The organism is Nocardia takedensis NBRC 100417 (assembly GCF_000308695.1).
Lineage (GTDB): Bacteria > Actinomycetota > Actinomycetes > Mycobacteriales > Mycobacteriaceae > Nocardia > Nocardia takedensis.
This window is the reverse complement of record NZ_BAGG01000115.1, coordinates 237928-253634: the sequence shown is the minus strand read 5'-3', so window position 1 is coordinate 253634 and position 15707 is coordinate 237928. Positions and strand designations below refer to the sequence as shown.

Genomic DNA, 15707 nt, shown 5'->3' with positions numbered 1-15707 from the left:
AAGCGGTCAGCGGTCGGGGGAAGAGGCTTGGGCCCAGAAGCGTTTGGGGATGCGGCCTGCTTCTCGGGCGAGGTAGCCGGCGCGGACGGCGTCGGCCATGGCGGCGGCCATCAGGGCGGGGTGGCGGGCGCGGGTGACGGCGGTGGCCAGCAGGACGGCCGAACAGCCGAGTTCCATCGCCAGCGCGGCGTCGCTGGCGGTGCCGATGCCCGCGTCCAGGATGACGGGCACCTTCGCCTCGGCGACGATCATCTCGATGTTGTGCGGGTTGCCGATGCCGAGTCCGGTGCCGATGGGCGCGCCGAGCGGCATGACGGCCACGCAACCCGTCTCCTCGAGTCTGCGGGCCAACACCGGGTCGTCGTTGGTGTAGGGCAGCACGGAGAAGCCGTCGTCGACGAGTTGTTCGGCGGCGGTGAGCAATTCGACGGGGTCGGGCAGCAGGGTGCGTTCGTCGGCGACCACTTCGAGTTTGACCCAGTGGGTGTCGAGGGCTTCGCGGGCCAGGCGTGCGGTGAGCACCGCTTCGGCGGCGGTGCGGCAGCCCGCGGTGTTCGGCAGCGGGGTGATGTCGAGGCGTTTGAGCAGGTCGAGGACCCCGGTGCCGCCCGCGGCGTCGACGCGGCGCATCGCGACGGTGGTCAGTTCGGTGCCGGAGGCGATCAGCGCCTCCTCGAGGACGCTCAGCGATTCCGCGCCGCCGGTGCCCATGATCAGGCGGGAACCGAATTCGCGGTCGGCGATCCGCAGCGGCGGTAGGTCGGCGCGCTCAGCCACCTTGGACCGCCGTGAGCACCTCGATGGTCCAGCCGCGCCCGACCTGTTCGTCCCAGCGCGATTTGGGGAACACCGCGCCGTCGACGGCCAGCGCGACGCCTTTGCACGGCAGCGCCAACCGTTCGAGCAGTTCGCGGACGGTGAGCGGTTCGGCGAATTCGTGGTCCTCCCCGTTCACGGTGACACCGATGGGGACGGATGTGGCGGTCATCGTATTCCTCCTGCGGACGGGACGGTCGGCCGCGCCGCCGTCGAGAAGCGTTGCGGGTCGGCGGATTCCGCTTCGGGAACCGGTCGGTCCGCGAGTAGTCCGAGTATCGCGTCCACGGTCAGCGGCAGGGTCAGCATGCCGTTGCGGCCGTGGCCGGTGGCGACGAGCACCCGCTCGGTGAGCGCGCCGACGAGCGGCAGGTTGTCGGGGGTTCCGGGGCGCGAACCCGCGCTCGCCTCGGCGAGTTCGTATTCGGAGATGCCGGGCAGCACCGTCTCGGCGTCGGCGATCAGGTCGCGGACGCCGCCGACGGTGACGGCGGTGTCGAATCCGGCTTCGTACTGGGTGGCTCCGACCACGAGTCCGTCGGCGCGCGGCACCAGGTAGACGGGGCGGCCGTGCACGCGGGCGCGGATCACCCTGGTCGGGGCGGGGACCGCACCCGGACGGCGCCGCAGTCGCAGGATCTCGCCCTTGACCGGTCGCACGGGAAGTTCGGGGGCCAGACGCGCGGAGGCGGCGCCCGCGGCCAGCACGATCCGATCGAACGGCAGATCCAGGTCCTCGACCCGCTCGGCGCGGACCCGCACGCCCGCGTGAGCGCAGGCGGTGCGCAGGGCGGCGAGCAACAGGCGGTTGTCCACGGCCGGTTCGGTGGGGGCGAGCAGACCCGCCCGCACGGTGCGCGCCAGCGCCGGTTCCAGTGCTCGCACGCCCGCGCGGTCCAGCAGCGTCATCTCGTGACCGCGTTCGCCGACCCAGTCGGCCACGGTGCGCAGATCGGCGGCGTCGGCCCCGTCCAGCGCGGCGGTCAGAGTCTGTTCGGCGACGAACACCGAGGTGCCGGTCACCGCGTCCAGGCGCGCGGCGAACTCCGGCCAGCGCCGCAGCGACGCCGCCCCGAAGGCCAGCACACCGTCCTCGCCGGGCCACCCCTCCGACAGCGGGGCCAGCATGCCGCCCGCCACCCAGGACGCGCCCGAGGCGACGGCGGGATCGAACAGCGTCACCGACCATCCGGCGTCGGCGGCCCGCCAGGCCAGCGCGAGACCGACGGCCCCGCCACCGACGACGGCCAGCGTTCGCATTCGTTCCACCTGCCTTCTGGCCTCCTTGTTCGCATCCCCACGGTAGCGCGGCTACGGTCGAGGGCGTGCAACCCTCCCAACCCAAGCGACCCCTGTCACCTCGGGACCGTCTCGGCAGTGCCCTGCTGTATCTGTGCACGGATGCGCGTCGGGAGCGCGGTGATCTGGCCAGGTTCGCCGAGGCCGCGTTCGCGGGCGGGGTCGACATCATCCAGTTGCGCGACAAGGGGTCGCCCGGTGAGGCGAAGTACGGGCCGCTCGAGGCCAAAGCCGAACTCGGCGCGCTGGCCGAACTGAAATCGGCGGCGCGCAGGCACGGCGCGCTGTTCGCGGTGAACGACCGCGCCGACATCGCCTACGCCGCGGGCGCGGACGTCCTGCACCTGGGCCAGAACGATCTGCCGCCCTGGTACGCGCGGCGTGTGCTGGGCCCCGACGTCGTCATCGGACGATCCACCCACAACCGGGCCCAAGCCGGTCTGGCCGCCATCGACGAGCACACCGACTACTTCTGCACCGGCCCCGTGTGGGCCACCCCGACCAAACCGGGCCGCGCGGCGGCGAGCGTCGAGTTGGTGCGCTCGACCGCCGACGCCCACCCCACCCGCCCGTGGTTCGCCATCGGCGGCATCGACGCCGAGCGTCTGCCCGAAGTGCTGGAAGCGGGCGCGCGGCGGATCGTGGTGGTGCGCGCGATCACCGAGGCCGACGACCCGGAGGCCGCGGCGCGCGCGCTCAAGTCCGCGCTGGTGGAGGCCGGCTGATCGACGTGAGGAGCGTGTGCGGGGGAGTGGACCGGCGTCGGGGCGGGTCAGCCGAGTATCTGCGAGCGGGTCAGCGCGAGCACGGCGGCCTCCGACGGGACGGCGTCCACCGGATTCTCCGCCGCGGTGTCCACGATCCGCGCGTCGGCGCCAGGGCCGTCGGGTTCGGAATGCAGCCAGAGGAACCCGTCCTCGGCCAGATCCACGATCCGGGGAAGCGCCGCCGCGAGTTCTTCGTCGTCCCCCGGGCTGACCCGCGCCGGCGCGGCCCGCAACCCGGGCCAGGCCGCGGCGAAACCCGGATGCAACTGCCGGTCGGCCACCTCGTCCTCGGGAACCCAAGCCAATTCGGTGCTCTCGCGGTTGCGGCTGGTGCGCAAGGGTTCGGTGGTGTCGGCCACGACGGTGGTGTAGATCCAACCGCTGGGTGCCGACGCCGTCACCCGCTCGCCGCGCACCCGCACGTCGTCGGGGCGGATACCGGCCTCCTCCCACGCTTCGCGGACCGCGGCCGTCGTCGGGGATTCGTGACTGTCCAGCGCGCCGCCGGGCAACGCCCAGGTGCCGCCCTGATGACTCCACGGCGCGCGGTGCTGGAGCAGGACGGCGACACCGCCGCCCGCGAGCGGGGCGCGCAGCAACAACCCGGCTGCGCCGAACTTCCCCCAGTGCCGCATGCCGTCCGGGCCGAGCGACCAACCGTCTCCGTCACCACGCATCGCTACCCATCCTCATCCAGCCGCGACCCCGGCACATCCACCGCAGGGGGGTCGCCCGAGCCGCGGCACCGGTACGACCACAATAAACTGCGACGCGAGCGCCCACGGGTGGCGCGGACCCACGGAGGTGCACATGGCTCGGACCGGGGAGACGGTGGCTACGCGCCCGACTCTGGCGACTCTGCCCGCCGCGGTCTCGCGCGTCCACCTGGACCCGGACGAACTGCGCACCTTCGCGAGCTCCTCGCCCGCCAAGCTGATCGCCTTGGGATTGCTGCTGATCGGACTGTGTCTCGGAGCGGGTTCGGTGACCTCGAACACGGTGAGTGAACGGCAGGCGGCGCTGGAGGTGCTGCTCGCCGACACCGAACCCGACTCGCATTCCGCGCACAAGCTGTACACGTCGCTGTCGATCGCCGACGCCGCCGCGAGCACCGCGTTCATCTCCGGCGGCGTGGAACCCGAGACGGTGCGCGACCGCTACGCCCAAGCCGTCGGCGAAGCCGCCGCGGAGGTCGTCATCCATTCCGGCACCGCCGGTCACGACCGCCCCGAGAACTCCGTCGACACCCGATTGCGCACCGGCATCGCCACCGGCCTGCCCGTCTACACCGGCCTGGTGGAGACAGCGCGCACCAACAACCGCTTCGGGAACCCCGTCGGCGCGGCCTATCTCAGCGAGGCGTCCAACCAGATGCAGACGACGCTGCTGCCGATGGCCGAGGAACTCCAGGACCTGCGCTCGGACGCGGTCGACGTCGCCCAGCGCAACCACGTGCGCCCGCCCTGGTTCGCGATCGGACTGATCATCGTCGCGCTCGCCGCACTGGTGTGGGCGCAGGTCGAGGTGGCCGCGCGCTGGCGGCGCACCCTCAACGCCGGACTGCTGGTCGCCTCGGCGGCGATGTCGATCCTGTTGGCGTGGACGGTGATCGCCGGGTCGGTGTCGGCCGCGGCGATGATCGAAGGCCGCGACCACGGCGCGGTCCCCGCGTCCCGCCTCACCGAGAGCCGCATCCTCACCCAGCAGGCCCGCTCGGCCGAGACATTGAAACTGGTGCGCCGCGACGCCACCGGCGACTACGACCGCATCTTCGACACCGGCGTCGCCCGACTCACCGAACTGCTCGACGGCTATCCCGGTGACGCACCCGCCGCCGCGGCCGTCACCGACGCCCGTGCCGCCCTTGATCGTTGGCGGGCCGCCCACCAGCGAATGAACGAGGCGCTGGCCCGCGGCGACTACCAAGGCGCGTCGGTGGTCGCCACGGGCGCGGGCGGCGCCGACGCCGCCGCGCAGGTCGAAGCGTTGGACCGGGCGCTGGACGAAGGACTCGACCGCACCCGCGAAACCCTGCGCGGCCGGATCGCCACCGCCACCGACTCGTTGACCCTGCTCGGCCCCGGCGCGACCGCGCTGGCCTTCCTCGCCGTCGCCGCCATCGGCGTCGGACTGTGGCCGCGACTGCGGGAGTACCGGTGAGGCGGGCGTGCGGCATACTGGCCGCCGTCCTCGTCGCCGCCGCGGCGCTGTCGGGGTGCGCGGGCGACACCGACCCCGCCGCCCCCACCACCGCGGGCGACTACACCGAACCGCCGCTGCCCGCCAAAGCCGTTCCGCTGCTCACGGATATGCCGCTGCCGTCCAAGAACGACGTCCCCTGCGGCGACCCCACCGCCAGCCTGCGGCCCACCGGCGCGGGCAGTTCCGCGATCGGGGCCACCCTCGACGCCATCCGCGCCCGCGGCAGGCTGATCGTCGGACTCGACACCGGCAGCAACCTGTTCAGCTTCCGCGACCCGCTCACCGGCGCCATCGTCGGCTTCGACGCCGACATCGCCCGCGAGATCGCCCGCGACCTGCTCGGCAGCCCCGACCTCGTCGAGTTCCGCAGCCTCGGCTCGGCCGAACGCGAGGACGCGCTGCAACACCACACCGTCGACCTGGTCGCCAAGACCATGACCATCACCTGCGAACGCCGCCAGCGCGTCGCCTTCTCCACCGTCTACCTGCGCGCCAACCAGCGCGTGCTGGCGATGAAGAACTCCGGCATCACCGGTGTCGCCGACCTGGCGGGCAAACGCGTGTGCGTGGTGCGCGGCACCACCTCGCTGGAACGGCTGCGCCGCGAACAGCCCGCCGCCACCCTGCTCACCGTCCCCACCTGGGCCGACTGCCTCGTGGTCCTGCAACAACGCCAAGTCGACGCCGTCAGCACCGACGACGCCATCCTCGCCGGCCTCGCCGCCCAGGACCCCTACACCGAACTGGTCGGCGCGAGCATCAGCCCCGAGCCCTACGGCATCGGAATCCCGCGCGACGCCGACGATCTGGTCCGCTTCGTCAACGGCACCCTCGAACGCCTGCGCACCGACGGCACCTGGCGACAGCTCTACGACCGCTACCTGTCCAGCCTCGGCGACGCGGCGGGCCCTCCGACGCCGGTCTACCAGGACTGAACGATGAGTGAGCATCGCGAACGGCCCTCCGCCGACGAGCCGAACCCGGAAATCGAATTCGCCGTCCCCACCATCCGGTGGTCCGAAGTCGTGTCCGGTCAACGCGAGGCCGACGCGCCGCGAGTTCCGGAACCGGTGCTCCCCGACCCGCCCGAGGAATCCACCCAACCGCTCTACCTGGGTTTCTGGTCCGAACCGGAAGCCGCGGAGTCACCGTCGCCCGAGCAGTTCGGCGGGCCGCCGACCCAATTGAATCCCCGGCACAGGCCGGGCACGGGTGGTGAGGGGTTCACCGAGGACGACCATGCCGCGACCGAATTCGAGCCGCGGGCCGCACCTGAATCGCGAGTTCTGCCCACGGGAGGCGAAGGGCCCGCGACGGAATTCACCCCGCGAGAGTCCGACGAGCCACCGCCGACCGCGTTGACCGCTCGCGAGGACGATGGAGGTCCGGCGACATCCGCTGTCCCGTTCGATCCGGACGCCGGGACCGCCGCATGGTTCCGCGAACCGGATTCCGGACCGGCGGGCCCGAGCGGCCCCCGGCACGCCGCCGCGGAGAACCCCGGCGATTCCGGCTCCACCCAGCAGTGGCAGTCCGGTTCGGACTCCCCGCGCGGATCGGGTTCGCAACGCGATTCCGGTGCGGCGCTGCGGACTTCGGGGCGCAGCGTGCGCACGGCCCGTTCCCGTCCGACGGTGCGCCGACTGGGTGCGGGTCTGGTCACCATCCCGGCGGTGGCTCCGGCGGACCCGCTGGCGGCGGTCCTGTCCGATCCCGTCGTCGCGGAGGGCAAGCGGTTCTGTTGGCGGTGCGGAAGTCCGGTGGGTCGCGCGTCGGTGACCGGGCCCGCCACGACCGTCGGGGTGTGCGCGAAATGCGCCGCTCCCTTCGACTTCCGGCCGTCGCTGGGCGCGGGGGACATGGTGTCCGGCCAGTACGAGGTGCAGGGCTGTATCGCGCACGGGGGGCTCGGCTGGATCTACCTGGCGATCGACCGCAACGTCAGCGACCGGTGGGTGGTGTTGAAGGGCCTGCTGCACGCCGGTGACGCGGAAGCGCAGGCGGTCGCGGTGGCCGAGCGGCAGTTCCTCGCGGAGGTCGCGCATCCGAGCATCGTGAAGATCCACAACTTCGTCGAGCACGCGGGACCGGACGGCGCGCCGGTCGGGTTCATCGTGATGGAGTACGTCGGCGGTCGTTCCCTGCGCACGATGCTCGACGGCTACGCCCGCCCGGCGCGGATGCCGGTCGCCGAGGCGATCGCCTACGTGTTGGAGATCCTGCCCGCCCTGGAATACCTGCATTCGATCGGGCTCACCTACAACGACCTCAAACCCGACAACGTGATGGTGACCGAGGATCAGGTGAAACTGATCGACCTCGGCGCGGTCGCCACCATCGAGGCGTACGGAAACCTATACGGCACCAGGGGTTTCCAGGCTCCCGAGATCGAGAAGACCGGCCCGACCGTTGCCTCCGACATCTACACCGTCGGCCGCACCCTCGCCGTGCTGAGTCTGAATCTGCCGATGGAGCGCGGTCGCTACGCCGACGGCATTCCCGACCCGGCCGACCAGCCGATCCTGGCCCGTCACGAGTTCTTCCACCGCCTGCTGCTGTGCGCCACCGACCCGGAACCGGAGCGGCGTTTCGCCTCGGCCCGCGCGATGTCGGCCCAGTTGGCGGGGGTTCTGCGCGAGGTACTGTCGCTGGACAGCGGTACCGAACATCCGCAACTGTCCACGGTTTTCGGCCCGCAGCGCGCCAGTTTCGGCACCGAGGAACTGATCTCCCAGACCGACGCCTACGCCGACGGCCTCGGCCGCAGCGCGTTGCTGAAACCCGAGGACATCGTCGCGGCGCTGCCCACGCCGCTGCTCGACCCCACCGATCCGGCCGCTCCGCTGCTGGCCGCCGGCGTCGTCCCCGACCCGCGACAAGCGTTGCACGCCTTGGCCGAGGCCACCGAGCGCGCCGCCGCCGACCCGGACAACGCCCCGCCCACCCTCGCCCTCGAAGCCGCGCTCGCCGAAGCCGCCGCCCGCCTGGAACTGGGCGAGACCACCGCGGTACTCGACACGTTGGACGACCTCGACACCCTCGACTGGCGCGCCGACTGGTTGGCGGGCAAGGCCGAACTGCTGGAACACCAATACGAACCGGCGTTCGCCGCCTTCGACGCCGTGCTACGCGTGCTCCCCGGCGAGATCGCACCCAAACTCGCCCTCGCCGCCACCGCGGAACTGATTCTGCAACAATGGGATTCCGCCGACCACGAGCAGTGGCGGGCCTACGCCGAACGCTTCTACGCCAGCGTGTGGCGCACCGACCGCGCCGTCGTGAGCGCCGCCTTCGGCCTGGCCCGCCAACTCGCCGCGGCGGGTCGCGTCGACGAAGCCGTCGAAGCCCTCGACGAAGTGCCCGCCTCCTCCCGCGGTTACGCCACCGCCCGCCTCACCGCGGTCTGGCTCCTGCTCACCGCGCGCCCGGTGGCCGACCTGGACGAATCCACTCTCCACATCGCCGCCGCCCGCGTCGCCGCCCTGCCGCCCTCGGAGAACCGCGTCCCCCAACTCCGCGTCCTCGTCCTCGGCGCGGCCTTGGCCTGGCTGCGCGCAGGCAACACCCCCACCGACCCCACCACCTCCCTGTTCGACGCCCCCCTCACCGAACGCGACCTCCGCACCGGCACCGAACAGGGCCTGCGCACCCTCGCCCGCCGCGCCCCCGACCGCGCCCACCGCTACGCCCTCGTAGACCTCGCCAACACCATCCGAGCCACCTCCTGGTTCTGAACCCCAGTTGGTCCCTCGTCGGAAAGCCGCACCCAGCTGCGCGTATACAAAATTGTGTATAGTCGAGCCGGTGAGAGCGCAAACCCCCAAACCGGTGAGGTTCATCGGCCGAGCCCTCGACGAACTGCGCGACTTTCCCGAGGAAGCCCGTGGTGACGCGGGGCATCACATCTATCTGGTACAGATCGGCGACACTCCACCAGGGGCGAAGTCGATGTCCGATATCGGTCGAGGAGTATGGGAGATACGTATCGCCGAGAACGACAGTTGGTACCGAGTGCTCTACGTCGCCGAACTCGCGGGCAAGGTCTGCATACTCCACTGTTCTCGGAAGAAGTCGAACCAGACCCCGAATATCGCGCTCGAGACGGGGAGGAAGCGGTATCGCCAAGCCGTCGACGAGTCTGCCATCCGAACATCATGATCACCCGCGAACTTCTCCACCCCGCAGTGCAATCCGCCCCGCGCTCGCCTTGCCTGAACCGGGAAACCGCCAGCGGCGAGCGCCCATCCCGGAGGCGAACGCCATGACCACGGACAACACGAACGAATTCGCGTCGGTCTTCGACGCCATCTCCGACACCGCGGCGCAGGCCGAGAATCTGAAGGTTCGGTCGATGCTGCTCGTCGCCATCGGTGACCGCATCGACGAGTTCGGGTGGTCGCAGCGTGTGGCCGCGCAGAATCTCGGTGTGACGCAGCCCCGCATCAGCGACCTGAAGAACGGCAAACTCAGCAGGTTCTCGATCGACGTGCTCGTCAACCTCGCGAGCCGAGTCGGGTTGACCGTCGAGGTGAACATCGTTCCCGTCGACTTCGATCCAGCGACCGCCGGCGTCCGAAGCTGACGACGTTCGCACGCGTCGAACGTCTTTCAGCCTCAGATCGCGCGTGTCCGAACAAATGCGTCTATTCGCGGATCACGTCGGTGATGGCGCAACTATGGCCGAGTTCGGTACCGGCTCGCAGGCCCGTGTGGCCGGGGACGTCTCACCGCCTTCGCCGGCGGCTGACACTGGCCCGTGCGAGGTCACCGGGTGGGGTAGCCCGCCTGTGGTGGCTACGCATGAAAGTAGTGGTTCGGGCTCGCGGCGTAGTAGATCGTGAACGGGAGACTGAATCCGCACGAGAGGAGCCCGATGAGTACGTGCTTGGTGACCGAGTGCCCGGTCTGCTGCCGCACGTACTGTGGTCCTGGCCGGTTGTGGGGTGCTTGCTGCGGGTAGGGCACAGGCAGTTGTTGGTACTGCTGCGGCGGGTACTGCTGTCCGTACGGCGGCGGATATTGCACTGGGTATTGCTGGCCGTAGGGCTGTAGCGGTTGCTGTGGGTATGGCTGCTGGCCCTGCGGGTAGGTCAATTCGGCTCCCCTGTGTAGTGGGCGCGATCTGGTTGTTGCCCCCGTCGGCGGTGATCGCGCCAGCACATATTGGCAGTGCCGACAGTTTGCCGCAACGTAATCCGTGAAACTATTACCGCAGGTAAAAGACCTACTTGTACGTAACAAGACTGGTTGTTTCGGTCGTGGCCTCCGCCTGGTGATCGCGGGCGGCCGGAGTGCTATGCGGTCGAGGGCGCGGTTCACCTCTGGTATTCGAATGAAGACCCGGAATGCCGGACCGGGTGGGTACCCCTAGGGGTGGGGACTGCTACCTGAGGATGAGGGAAGAGAACACTTTGTGGTGACGCCAGAAAAAGGGGGATGGGGCAGGCTGGGGGAATGATCGAGCTGAGGGGCCTGACCAAACATTACGGGCAGACCGTCGCGGTTCAGGATCTGAGTTTCACCGTTCCACCGGGGCAGGTGACGGGGTTTCTCGGACCGAACGGGGCGGGTAAGTCGACGACGATGCGAATGATCCTGGGGTTGGATCGGCCGACTTCGGGGACCGCGTTGATCCAGGGCAAGACCTACGGGCAGTTGGACAGTCCGCTGCGCACGGTGGGGGCTTTGCTGGACGCGAAGTGGGTGCATCCGAATCGGTCGGCGCGCGCGCATCTGCAGTGGATGGCGGCCTCGAACGGGATCGCGAAGTCGCGGGTGGAGGAGGTGCTGCGCCTGGTCGGCTTGTCGGAGGTGGCCGGGAAGAACGCGGGCGGTTTCTCGCTGGGCATGTCGCAGCGGTTGGGGCTGGCGGGCGCGCTGCTGGGCGATCCGCAGGTGCTGTTGTTCGACGAGCCGGTCAACGGCTTGGACCCGGAGGGCATCCTGTGGATCCGCCGGTTCATGCAGCGTCTGGCCGGTGAGGGCCGCACGGTGTTGGTGTCCTCGCATCTGCTGTCGGAGATGGCGCAGACGGCCGAGCATCTGATCGTGATCGGGCGCGGTCGGCTGATCGCGGACACCACGACCAAGGAGTTCATCGAGAAGTCCTCGGAGACCTCGGTGCGGGTGCGCAGCCCGCAGTTGGACCAGTTGCGCAGCCTGTTGACCTCGAACGGGATGACGGTGCGCGAGGACGGCGAGTCGGCCGGCGGCCCGGCGTTGCTGGTGACGAACACCACCAGCGACGAGGTGGGCAAGTTGGCGGGCGCGAACGAGATCACCTTGTTCGAGTTGGCTCCGCAGCGCGCCTCGCTGGAGGAGGCTTTCATGCGGATGACCGGCGGTGCGGTGGAGTATCACGGTGCTGGTGTGGACGCGGCGGGTGCGCCCGGTCCGAATGTCCCCGGTTCCTACTCGGCGATGGGAGGGGCGCTCTGATGGGCGTGTTGGCCGCGGAACGGATCAAACTCACGTCGACCAAGTCGCCGATCTGGTGCACGGCGTTGATGATCGTGTCGGTGTTGGGCATCGCGGCGCTGTTCAGCTTGGTGATCAAGCTGGGTGTGCAGCAGTTCAACGATGACATCGCCGCCGGTAAGCAGCCGGTGGCGGACAACCCGTATCCGGACAACGGCATCGCCGGGCTCGGCATCACGGGTATCGCCTCGGGGTTCCCGGGGTTGGGGTACATCCTGGTGATGATCCTGGCCGCGCTGGCGGTGACCAGCGAATACCGTTTCGGCACGATCCGCGCGACATTCCTGGCGTTGCCGAACCGCACGTCGGTGCTGGTGGCGAAGGCCGGGCTGATCGCGGTGTTCGCGGCGATCCTGTCGGCGGTGTTGACGCTGGTCAGTTTCCTGATCTTCAAGGCGATGACGGGCAGTGACGCGGGCCGGGCGTTGAGTTTGGCCGACGGCGACAACAAGGTGTTCTACGCGGTGCCGATCTTCATCGTGTTGATCGTGTTCCTGTCGGTGGGCGTGGGCGCGTTGGTGCGCCAGTCCGCGGGGGCGTTGTCGCTGCTGATCATGTGGCCGGTGCTGGTGGAGCCGATCGTCGGTTTCTTCGGGCAGACGGGCCAGAAGATCCAGGTGCTGCTGCCTTTCCAGAACGCCGGGCGTTTCCTCGGCACCGCCAATACCGAGTTGCCCTGGCATTGGGGCGCTTGGGGCGGGCTGGTGTATTTCGCGGTGTTCGTCGCGCTGGTGTTCGGGGCGGCGCTGGTGGTGGTCAACCGCCGCGACGCCTAGCGTTCCCGAGACCACCCGGGTCGCATCCCTCGCCGCCCGGGTGCCGGAGTCGACGGTCTTGTCGGGAGATCGTCGCGCTCCGCGGGCGTCGCCGCCACTGCCCGGTGGCGACGCTTTCCGGTGGGTCCGGTGTGACTTCGCGTCACCCGGGCCCGCCGTTTGTTGTGTGTCGCGGTTACGTGAATTTCCGGGAAACTGCGTGATGGCGGGCGACCCGCTCCTCTACCGGACGGTAGCATTTGGGCAGCAACACCAGCGTTGTCCATCGGCGACCCGACGACGTGCTCGCCCGAGTTCGATCCGGAGGTGTCCGGTGGTGACGATCGGTGGTCTGTCGACAGTGCGGCGGCTGAGCTACGCTCGGTCCGTGAGCGAAACACCTTCCGGCGGTGGCGCGTCCGGTCCGGAACCGGGGGCGGACGGCGTGGAGTCGCCCGAAGTCGCGATCCCGTTGTCCTCGTCGTCGAGATCGTCGCGAACGCGACGCTCCGGCCAGGCATTTCGCCGGGTCCAGTTCGCGGCGTTCATGAACGCCGCCAATCAGCGACACGATGTGATCGATGCCTTGCGCAAGGCCAGGACCCAGCTTCCTGGCGATCCCGCTTTCGGTGACCCGCTGTCGGTTTCGGGGCCGGGCGGTGCGCGGGCGGTCGCGCGGGCGGCGGACAAACTGGTCGGCGACACCCCCAGCGCGGCCCGGGAGATCGGGTTCGGCGCCTTGCAGGTGTGGCAGGCGGCGTTGGAGCGGGTGGGGCGCGGTAAGGGTAACCGTGAGATAACTGTGATGTTCACCGATCTGGTGTCGTTTTCGCGGTGGTCGCTCACAGCGGGCGACGAGGCGACGCTGGATCTGCTGCGCGGGGTCGCCAAGGCGATCGAACCGCCGATCGCCGATCGCGGCGGGCAGGTCGTCAAGCGCATGGGCGACGGGGTGATGGCGGTGTTCTCCTCGGCCGACAGCGCCGTGCGCGCCGCGGCGGCGGCCAAGCGCAATCTGGAGAAGGTCGAGGTCAACGGCTATCGGCCGCGGATGCGGGTGGGTCTGCACACGGGGTCACCGCGCGAGATCGGCGGGGATTGGCTCGGTGTCGACGTCACGATCGCCGCGCGGGTGATGGAAGCGGGCGGCAACGGCAACATGATGATCTCGGAGGTCACCCTCGCCGCGCTGGGGGAGGACACGCTCGGCGAGTTGGGGTTGGCCGTCAAGCCCTATCGCCGCAGTTTCTTCGCCGCGCCGCTCAACGGCGTTCCGGAGGATCTGCGGATCTTCCGACTGTCCGGGGCGTGATCTCCCAGGGCTAGAGCCACCAGGCGATCGCGCCGCCCGCGGCGAGCAGGCCGCACAGGCCGAGGATCACCGCGGGGATACGCGCGGTTTTCCACAGGGAGTACGCGCCGCCGAGGAGGAATCCGGACAGCGCGAGCAGTAGGAGCACGGTGACGTCGCTGGACACGCTGATCATTGTGCAGGTCGCGGGAGGGTCAGGGTCGGTGGGGTCCATCGCGTCGGCAATTAACAAGCACGCAAGCTTGATTTTTTCTTGACCGGGTGTGATGCTGGTCGCGCAACCCCGAACGGCTCCGGCGCGGTCGCGCGCACGGGGCGTTCATCGCAGAGGAGGCCCCGGCTGATGAGTATGCTGGCCGCCGATCCGGACGTGCTCCGAATCGGCAACTGTTCCGGCTTCTACGGCGACCGGATCGGCGCGATGCGGGAAATGCTCGAAGGCGGGCACCTCGACGTGCTCACCGGCGACTACCTGGCCGAACTGACCATGCTGATCCTCGGCCGCGACCGCATGAAGGACGCGAGCCTCGGCTACGCCAAGACCTTCGTCAAGCAGGTCGAGGACTGCCTCGGCCTGGCGCTGGAACGCAAGGTGCGCCTGGTCGCCAACGCGGGCGGGCTCAATCCGGCCGGTCTGGCCGAGAAACTGCGCTCCGTCGCCGCCGACCTCGGTCTGCAGGCCGCGGTCGCCCACGTCGAGGGCGACGACCTGCTGCCCCGCGCGGACGAACTCGGCCTCGGGAAACCGCTCACCGCCAACGCCTACCTCGGCGCGTGGGGCATCGTGGAATGCCTGCGGTCGGGCGCGGACATCGTGGTGACCGGCCGGGTCACCGACGCCTCGGTGATCGTCGGACCCGCCGCCGCCCACTTCGGCTGGGGCCGCACCGATCACGACGCCCTCGCCGGCGCGGTCGTCGCGGGGCACATCATCGAATGCGGCACCCAGGCCACCGGCGGCAACTTCGCCTTCTTCACCGAACTCGCCGATCTCGGCCGACCCGGCTTCCCCATCGCCGAGATCCGCGCCGACGGTTCGAGCGTCATCACCAAGCACGCGGGCACGGGCGGCGCGGTCACCGTGGACACGGTGCGGTCGCAGGTGATGTATGAGATCCAGGGCGCGCGCTACGCCGGCCCCGACGTCACGGCGCGACTGGACACCGTGCGCCTGACCCAGGACGGACCCGACCGCGTGCGCGTCGACGGGGTCCGCGGCGAAGCGCCGCCGCCGCGACTGAAGGTGTCGCTGAACACCATCGGCGGGTTCCGCAACGAGATGCAGTTCGTGCTCACCGGACTCGACATCGAGGCCAAGGCCGCCCTCGCGCGCGAGCAGTTGGAGTCCTGGCTGACCGTCCGGCCCGCCGAACTGGACTGGACCCTGGCCCGCCTGGACCGGCCCGACGCCGAGACCGAGGAGCAGGCCAGCGCGCTGCTGCGCTGCGTGGTGCGCGATCCCGACCCGAACAAGGTGGGCCGCGCGTTCTCGGGGGTGGCGGTGGAACTCGCGCTGGCCTCCTACCCCGGATGCAGCTTCACCGCGCCGCCCGGCAACGGGTCGCCCTACGGGGTGTTCCGCGCGGGCTACGTCGACGCCGCCGAAGTGCCGCACGTAGCGGTGCTGCCGGACGGAACGCGGGTCGACATCGCCCCCGCCGCGGCGACCGCCGAGCTCGAAGCAGTCCCGGAACCCGCGCTGCCGCAACCGCTCCCGGTCGAGGAGACCCGCCGCGGACCGCTCGGCGAGATCGCGCTGGCCCGCAGCGGCGACAAGGGCGGCGACGCCAACATCGGCGTGTGGGTGCGCACCGAGGAGCAGTGGCGCTGGCTGGCGCACACCCTCACCGTCGAGAAGGTGCGGCAGTTGCTGCCCGAGACCGCCGACCTCGAGATCACCAGACACGTGCTGCCGAACCTGCGCGCGCTGAACTTCGTCGTGTCCGGTCTGCTCGGCGAAGGCGTCGCCTACCAGGCCCGATTCGACCCGCAGGCCAAAGGGTTGGGCGAATGGCTGCGCTCGCGCTGGGTCGACCTGCCCGCCGAAGCGCACAGAACCACCGCATGAACCCGATCGAC

15 protein-coding genes are annotated in these 15707 nt (G+C 70.0%); 10 read left to right on the top strand and 5 right to left on the bottom strand.

The features are described 5' to 3' along the window. Positions 1–6 precede the first annotated feature (6 nt). From ON30_RS25475 to thiO, 3 genes are read right to left on the bottom strand one after another with little or no spacing between them, the layout of a single operon-like run. Positions 7–777: a thiazole synthase gene (locus ON30_RS25475; protein WP_040710778.1), complete on the bottom strand. Its 771-nt coding sequence runs from the start codon at positions 775–777 to the stop codon at positions 7–9. Beyond that, on the bottom strand, positions 770–988 hold the full coding sequence (gene thiS, locus ON30_RS25470) for a sulfur carrier protein ThiS (RefSeq protein WP_040710777.1): 219 nt from the start codon (positions 986–988) through the stop codon (positions 770–772). The genes ON30_RS25475 and thiS overlap by 8 nt, the downstream gene beginning before the upstream one ends. Further along, positions 985–2076, bottom strand: a complete 1092-nt coding sequence (gene thiO / locus ON30_RS25465) for a glycine oxidase ThiO (protein ID WP_040710775.1) — start codon at positions 2074–2076, stop codon at positions 985–987. Before thiO ends, thiS begins: the two co-directional genes overlap by 4 nt. Positions 2077–2141: 65 nt before the next feature. Between thiO and thiE the strand changes: the two genes are divergently transcribed. After that, a complete protein-coding gene (gene thiE, locus ON30_RS25460) occupies positions 2142–2840 on the top strand; it encodes a thiamine phosphate synthase (protein ID WP_040710773.1) in 699 nt (232 codons plus the stop codon). 47 nt (positions 2841–2887) lie between these two features. Here thiE and ON30_RS25455 read toward each other — a convergent pair whose 3' ends face one another. Then, positions 2888–3559, bottom strand: a complete 672-nt coding sequence (locus ON30_RS25455) for an NUDIX hydrolase (RefSeq protein ID WP_040710772.1) — start codon at positions 3557–3559, stop codon at positions 2888–2890. 133 nt (positions 3560–3692) lie between these two features. Here ON30_RS25455 and ON30_RS25450 point away from each other — a divergent pair, with 133 nt between their 5' ends. The 8 genes from ON30_RS25450 (at position 3693) to ON30_RS25420 (ending at position 13628) form a co-directional block, all read left to right on the top strand. Beyond that, positions 3693–5042, top strand: a complete 1350-nt coding sequence (locus tag ON30_RS25450; protein ID WP_040710909.1) for a GlnX family signal transduction membrane protein — start codon at positions 3693–3695, stop codon at positions 5040–5042. After that, a complete protein-coding gene (locus ON30_RS25445) occupies positions 5039–6019 on the top strand; it encodes a glutamate ABC transporter substrate-binding protein (RefSeq protein WP_040710771.1) in 981 nt (326 codons plus the stop codon). Before ON30_RS25450 ends, ON30_RS25445 begins: the two co-directional genes overlap by 4 nt. A 3-nt stretch (positions 6020–6022) precedes the next feature. Further along, positions 6023–8818 carry a serine/threonine-protein kinase gene (locus ON30_RS25440; RefSeq protein WP_083911658.1) on the top strand — a complete coding sequence of 932 codons (2796 nt, stop codon included), beginning with the start codon at positions 6023–6025 and terminating at the stop codon, positions 8816–8818. Positions 8819–8888: 70 nt separating this feature from the next. After that, entirely contained in the window at positions 8889–9242 is a 354-nt protein-coding gene (locus tag ON30_RS37775; RefSeq protein WP_085999405.1) for a type II toxin-antitoxin system RelE/ParE family toxin, read from the top strand. A 103-nt stretch (positions 9243–9345) separates the two neighbouring features. Then, a complete protein-coding gene (locus ON30_RS25435; protein ID WP_040710770.1) occupies positions 9346–9666 on the top strand; it encodes a helix-turn-helix domain-containing protein in 321 nt (106 codons plus the stop codon). 872 nt (positions 9667–10538) lie between these two features. Beyond that, on the top strand, positions 10539–11522 hold the full coding sequence (locus tag ON30_RS25430; RefSeq protein ID WP_040710769.1) for an ABC transporter ATP-binding protein: 984 nt from the start codon (positions 10539–10541) through the stop codon (positions 11520–11522). Further along, entirely contained in the window at positions 11522–12337 is an 816-nt protein-coding gene (locus ON30_RS25425; RefSeq protein ID WP_040710768.1) for a DUF2705 family protein, read from the top strand. The genes ON30_RS25430 and ON30_RS25425 overlap by 1 nt, the downstream gene beginning before the upstream one ends. A 526-nt stretch (positions 12338–12863) precedes the next feature. Next, positions 12864–13628, top strand: coding sequence for an adenylate/guanylate cyclase domain-containing protein (locus tag ON30_RS25420; protein WP_040710767.1), 765 nt, complete (start codon positions 12864–12866; stop codon positions 13626–13628). A 10-nt stretch (positions 13629–13638) separates the two neighbouring features. Here ON30_RS25420 and ON30_RS40195 read toward each other — a convergent pair whose 3' ends face one another. Further along, positions 13639–13803, bottom strand: a complete 165-nt coding sequence (locus ON30_RS40195) for a CG2302 family histidine operon protein (RefSeq protein WP_501040346.1) — start codon at positions 13801–13803, stop codon at positions 13639–13641. Positions 13804–13971: 168 nt separating this feature from the next. Here ON30_RS40195 and ON30_RS25415 point away from each other — a divergent pair, with 168 nt between their 5' ends. Continuing rightward, positions 13972–15696, top strand: coding sequence for an acyclic terpene utilization AtuA family protein (locus ON30_RS25415; protein ID WP_040710766.1), 1725 nt, complete (start codon positions 13972–13974; stop codon positions 15694–15696). Positions 15697–15707 lie beyond the last annotated feature (11 nt).

What these genes read in the sequence shown, in the direction of transcription:
- thiS (WP_040710777.1), bottom strand. Translation starts at nt 988, where the DNA reads ATGACCGCCACATCCGTCCCCATCGGTGTCACCGTGAACGGGGAGGAC.
- thiO (WP_040710775.1), bottom strand. Translation starts at nt 2,076, where the DNA reads ATGCGAACGCTGGCCGTCGTCGGTGGCGGGGCCGTCGGTCTCGCGCTG.
- ON30_RS25455 (WP_040710772.1), bottom strand. Translation starts at nt 3,559, where the DNA reads ATGCGTGGTGACGGAGACGGTTGGTCGCTCGGCCCGGACGGCATGCGG.
- ON30_RS25450 (WP_040710909.1), top strand. Translation starts at nt 3,693, where the DNA reads ATGGCTCGGACCGGGGAGACGGTGGCTACGCGCCCGACTCTGGCGACT.
- ON30_RS25440 (WP_083911658.1), top strand. Translation starts at nt 6,023, where the DNA reads ATGAGTGAGCATCGCGAACGGCCCTCCGCCGACGAGCCGAACCCGGAA.
- ON30_RS25435 (WP_040710770.1), top strand. Translation starts at nt 9,346, where the DNA reads ATGACCACGGACAACACGAACGAATTCGCGTCGGTCTTCGACGCCATC.
- ON30_RS25430 (WP_040710769.1), top strand. Translation starts at nt 10,539, where the DNA reads ATGATCGAGCTGAGGGGCCTGACCAAACATTACGGGCAGACCGTCGCG.
- ON30_RS25425 (WP_040710768.1), top strand. Translation starts at nt 11,522, where the DNA reads ATGGGCGTGTTGGCCGCGGAACGGATCAAACTCACGTCGACCAAGTCG.
- ON30_RS25420 (WP_040710767.1), top strand. Translation starts at nt 12,864, where the DNA reads ATGAACGCCGCCAATCAGCGACACGATGTGATCGATGCCTTGCGCAAG.
- ON30_RS40195 (WP_501040346.1), bottom strand. Translation starts at nt 13,803, where the DNA reads ATGATCAGCGTGTCCAGCGACGTCACCGTGCTCCTACTGCTCGCGCTG.
- ON30_RS25415 (WP_040710766.1), top strand. Translation starts at nt 13,972, where the DNA reads ATGAGTATGCTGGCCGCCGATCCGGACGTGCTCCGAATCGGCAACTGT.